We start from the raw sequence: 4,915 nt of genomic DNA, 5'->3' as shown, positions 1-4,915 counted from the left end.
CCTATCCACTCTTACACATTTTGATAATTTAGACGAGTATGATGTGGTGATCAACTTAGCTGGTGAGCCCATAGTAGCTAAAAAGTGGACTGATGAACAAAAACATAAAATTGAACAAAGCCGTTGGTCAATCACTGAGGAGGTAGTGCGACTCATTAACGCTGGTGAAAATCCACCCAAATTATTAATAAGTGGCTCAGCAATTGGTTTTTATGGCCGTCAACAAGACCAAATCATTGATGAAAACTTTTCAACTCCTCACGATGAGTTCAGCCATCAACTTTGCGAACGCTGGGAATTTTTAGCAAAAAAAGCACAATCAGAGAAAACCCGGGTATGTATTTTGCGTACGGGAGTTGTCATCACTAGAAGAGGTGGTGCACTACAAAAAATGCTATTGCCATTCAAATTAGGTTTAGGCGGACCAATTGGTGATGGCACTCAATATATGTCATGGATACACCTTGAAGACATGCTCCGAGGTATTGCTCACTTAATTGCTAATGATAGCTGTGAAGGAGTTTATAATTTTACTGCACCCAACCCCGTAACCAATGGAAAGTTCAGCCGAGAACTTGCTTCAGCTCTGTCTCGCCCTTGTGTATTTAAGGTGCCTGAATTTGCACTCAGAATGATAATGGGAGAAATGGGTAATTTAGTTTTATATGGTCAAAGAGTCGTGCCTAAACGCTTGCAAGAAAGCGGTTATAAGTTTATTTATCCAGAAATATCCGAAGCTTTCAATTGTTTGCGAAAATAGTTTAGTGAGTTATCAATCAACTAATTTTGCTCAAAAAAAATAATCAATGTAAGAAAGTTGATTCACAATGCACCAACTTTCTTAGTATTTATATCTAAACCATCTGACGTAACAATTGACTCGTGTTGAGTGACAACAAACGCCAGCAACTCAAAGCGCCAAGCACACCCACTACCAGTGCACCAACCACCGGAGCGATGATCCAATACGCTAAATGTAAACTGGCAGGCATTTGAAATATTTGGGTTTGTAACATGTACAAACTAAATTCATTGGCCACCGCAGCCATAGCCCCCGCCACGACACCAATAATGATAAATTCAAACACCACGCTGGCTCTTATCAGACTACCCTTAGCACCAAGCGTGCGCAGGATGGCTAATTCTTGTTGACGTTCATCCATGCTGGCTTGAACCTGGGCAATCAATACCAGCGCACCTGCTGCCAAAACCAATATCAAAATAAACTCTACCGCCATCGAAACTTGGTCAACAATATTTCTTAACTGCGTAATTCGTGCATCAACATCAATCAAGGTAACGTTACCAAAAGGTTGCATTAATTGAGTGATATCGGATTTACGCTCAGTTGGTAAATTAAAACTAGAAATATAAGTCGGAATAAAACTCTTCAACGCACGTGGTTCGATCACAAAGAAAAAATTTGGCTGCATAGATTGCCAATTAACATTCCTGATACTTGTAACCTTTAGTTCGACGACTTCACTACCAATATTAAAGGTCAACTTATCATCTAAACTAAGACGCATTCGTTCAGCAATACCCTCTTCAATTGACACCTCAAAAGGTCTTTGTGATGCGGTATCACTATTGTTTTTATCGCCTAGCCATTTCCCTGCAATTACCTCACTGCCTTTTTGAAGAGTACTGCTCCACGTTAAATTCGCTTCTCTGCCTAACCCATCACGGCCGTTACCTTGTTCGTCTGGATCTTCTTTAGATACAGCAGTGCGCACCTTTTCATCATTAACCGCAACAAAACGGCCACGAACAACAGGATAAAACTTATCAATCTCTACTTGATTGGTGACAAAATGTTGTTGCAGATCTGGTTGTTGTGCTTGACTAATATTCACTAAGAAATAGTTTGGGGTACCTTCAGGCAACTGGTTTTGCCATTGTTGTACCATGTCATTACGCATAACTAATACAATTAATAACAGCATAATAGTGACAGCAAAACTGATCAACTGCACACTATTGTCCATTGCTCGGCGATGAATTCTAGCCCAAGCAAGCTGCCAAGCACCCATCTTACCTTGGCCGAGCTTTCGTCCTACCCAAATTAAACCATAGGTAACACCAAATAAACTGACAACCAAAACAATACCCGAAATAAACAGGATAGCACTGACTTTAATATTTTGGCTATACGCCCACATTAACAAAAATATAGCACCACCTGATGCCACAAACTGGATCAGCCTAGAGCTCAAATTGGCACCTAAGTCGCGACGTAATACCCGTAATGGCGATACCGAAAAAAGTTTAAGTAAAGGGTATAAAGAAAATAATACCGCACATATAGTACCGGTAAAAACGGAAATAACTATTGGTCGCCAGTACCAGACATCTACCGACACATCGACTTTGCCAGCGATGGCTGAAACCACGAGTTGCTGAATAATAAAACCCAACATCACACCAATGCTGATACCCAGTGCGGTAATGAACAAAATCTGTAACAAATAAATTTGTTGCACCATTTTTTTTGGTGCACCTAAGGTTTTCATAATGGCGACGGGGTCATAATGGCGCATACTATAACGCTGTGCTGCCACCGCTATGGAAACTGCAGCCAAAACAATCGCTAACAAACTCGCTAATAAAAAGTATTGCCCTGCCCTGCCTACTGCTCGGCCAATACCAGACTCGTCATCATCAATGGAATCCCAATCATGGATTTCACGGTCGAGCTGCGGCTCAAGCCACTCGTAGTAATCATCTAAGTCGCCACTATCGCCTGTAAAAAAATAGCTATAATCAATTCTGCTGCCTGGACCTTCAACTTTTGTTGCCGCTAAGTCTTCTTTTGAAATCAATACCTTAGGATCACCACCAAAAACGCTAAAACCAGCGTCAGGCACTTCAGTCAGCACTTTGCTTACCTTAAATATTTTGTCACCTACCTCTATATTATCACCGACTTTAATAGCCAAGGTTTGAAACAATTGAGATTCAATCCAAGCCTCCCCCGAAGCAGGCAGAACGTCTATAGCAACACCTTGAACAAATGGTTCATCAGCTACTTTGACTGTACCTTTTAGGGGGTAACCTTTATCTGCGGCTCTTAGATCGACTAAGTCCATTTGTTCATTGGCAAAAACCATAGAGCGAGCATAAGTTTGATGTGCTGTGTTTAAGCCCATCTGTTGAGCCTTTTCAATCCAAGCGAGGTCAATGGGGGTATTTGACTCAAGCACTCTGTCTGCAGCAATAAACTCAGCACTTTTTTCAGTTAAAGCATATTTAAGCCTTTCGCTGAATAAAGAAAGTGATAAAACAGACGCAACGGATAAAACTATCGCTAACAGTATAATGGTTAACTCGCCTCGTTTTGTCTCATGACGAAAGAGTCGCCATGCTAAACTCAAAGTATGATTAGTCATAGCACTAACCCACTTGTCGAGCGGCTTGCTCGATAGGTGTGTTTGAAAAAACTTCCGTTAATTCACCCGCTTGCATATGTAATTGACGCTGACATTTGCCTGCCAACACAGGATCGTGGGTCACCAGTACTAACGTAGTATTAGAATTTTGATTTAACTCAAATAATAACTTCTCAATCTTGTCACTGTTAGTAGCATCCAAATTACCCGTGGGTTCATCTGCAAATAAAATTTTGGGCTCAGAAATAAACGCTCGTGCTATTGCCACTCGTTGCTGTTCTCCGCCAGATAGTTGATTAGGATAATGACTGGCTCTATGATCAAGTCCTACTAGCTCTAAGATGTTCAAGGCCCTTTTTTTCGCATCATCGTGACCAGCAATCTCGGCTGGTAACATAATATTTTCTAAGGCTGTTAAGCTTTGTACCAACATAAAACTTTGAAAAATGAAGCCTACTTTTGCGCCTCTTAGCTGAGCACGCTGTTCTTCATCCATATTTTGCATGGCTTGGCCATCAATATATATTTCTCCTTCACTGACTTCATCAAGGCCTGCTAATAAGCTAAGCAAGGTAGATTTTCCTGAGCCTGATGCGCCAACTATAGCAATTGACTCTCCCGCCTTGACTTCAAAGCTAATTGGCTTGAGGATCTGTAGTTGACCTTGAGTCGTAATAACTGTTTTACTTATGCCGTTTGTTTTAATCATAGTCGTTGGAGTCATAGTGCTGTTTCTTAATATCAATTCGTTTCGAAATAAAATTTATTTAATCTTGATCCTTATACCCTTACTACTGATTTCAGATCAGTTACAGGCCAAAGAAACAAAATTGCTCATTCTAGGTGATAGCCTAAGTGCTGCTTACGGTCTAAAGCAAGAGCAAGGCTGGGTAAGTTTGTTACAAGATGCGTGGCAAAGCAAAGATGTTAATGTTGTCAACGCCGCGATCAGTGGTGAAACCACAGATGGCGCGCTTGCTCGATTGCCAAGGCTACTCAAGCAACATGAACCCACACATATTTTTGTTGAGCTAGGCGGCAACGATGGATTACAAGGCCACCCAGTGAGCAAAATGCGCAATAATCTAGAAAAAATAATACAATTATCCCAATCAAATGAGGTAACGGTCATATTACAACAAATGCAGATACCCACTAATTACGGTAAAAGATACACCCAAATGTTTACCAGCAGTTATGCAAAACTATCTGAAAAATATGCTGTAATTATGCTTCCTTTCTTCCTAGAAAACATTGCCTTAGACAAGAACTTGATGCAGCGAGACGGTATACATCCAAATGCTGAAGCACAAATCATCATAGCGAAAGATATGCAAAAAATATTAGGCGACATTATTTTCCCCTCGCAGAATAAAAACAACTAATTAGAATTTATGCTAGGATTGTTTTGAGACAACTATGTAAAGAATAGGAGTACGTAATGGAAATTAGTTCATCAGGTGCTGGTTCACTAGCTCAGATTGCGCCCACTCAAACTGGCTCTGCACAGCAGATCAATCGAGCTG

Annotated in this window: 4 protein-coding genes; 2 read left to right on the top strand and 2 right to left on the bottom strand. The window is 40.8% G+C overall.

Annotated features, from left to right (window positions below):
- The coding region (locus QZ562_RS19550; RefSeq protein ID WP_293763986.1) for a TIGR01777 family oxidoreductase at positions 1–760 on the top strand (760 nt) is incomplete at its 5' end.
- Positions 761–854: 94 nt separating this feature from the next.
- On the opposite strand, the gene QZ562_RS19545 is transcribed toward QZ562_RS19550, so the two are convergent.
- Both QZ562_RS19545 and QZ562_RS19540 read right to left on the bottom strand, forming a co-directional pair.
- Positions 855–3,389, bottom strand: coding sequence for an FtsX-like permease family protein (locus tag QZ562_RS19545; RefSeq protein ID WP_293763983.1), 2,535 nt, complete (start codon positions 3,387–3,389; stop codon positions 855–857).
- Positions 3,390–3,393: 4 nt separating this feature from the next.
- Entirely contained in the window at positions 3,394–4,113 is a 720-nt protein-coding gene (locus QZ562_RS19540) for an ABC transporter ATP-binding protein (protein WP_293763981.1), read from the bottom strand.
- Between the two features lies 1 nt (position 4,114).
- Between QZ562_RS19540 and QZ562_RS19535 the strand changes: the two genes are divergently transcribed.
- A complete protein-coding gene (locus QZ562_RS19535; protein WP_293763979.1) occupies positions 4,115–4,774 on the top strand; it encodes an arylesterase in 660 nt (219 codons plus the stop codon).
- The last annotated feature ends 141 nt before the right edge of the window (positions 4,775–4,915 follow it).

The organism is uncultured Paraglaciecola sp. (assembly GCF_913058035.1).
Taxonomy (GTDB): domain Bacteria; phylum Pseudomonadota; class Gammaproteobacteria; order Enterobacterales; family Alteromonadaceae; genus Paraglaciecola.
This window is presented reverse-complemented; position numbering and strand designations above follow the sequence as displayed.

Coding starts and splice junctions, on each gene's coding strand:
- QZ562_RS19545 (WP_293763983.1), bottom strand. CDS start 3,389: ATGACTAATCATACTTTGAGTTTAGCATGGCGACTCTTTCGTCATGAG.
- QZ562_RS19540 (WP_293763981.1), bottom strand. CDS start 4,113: ATGACTCCAACGACTATGATTAAAACAAACGGCATAAGTAAAACAGTT.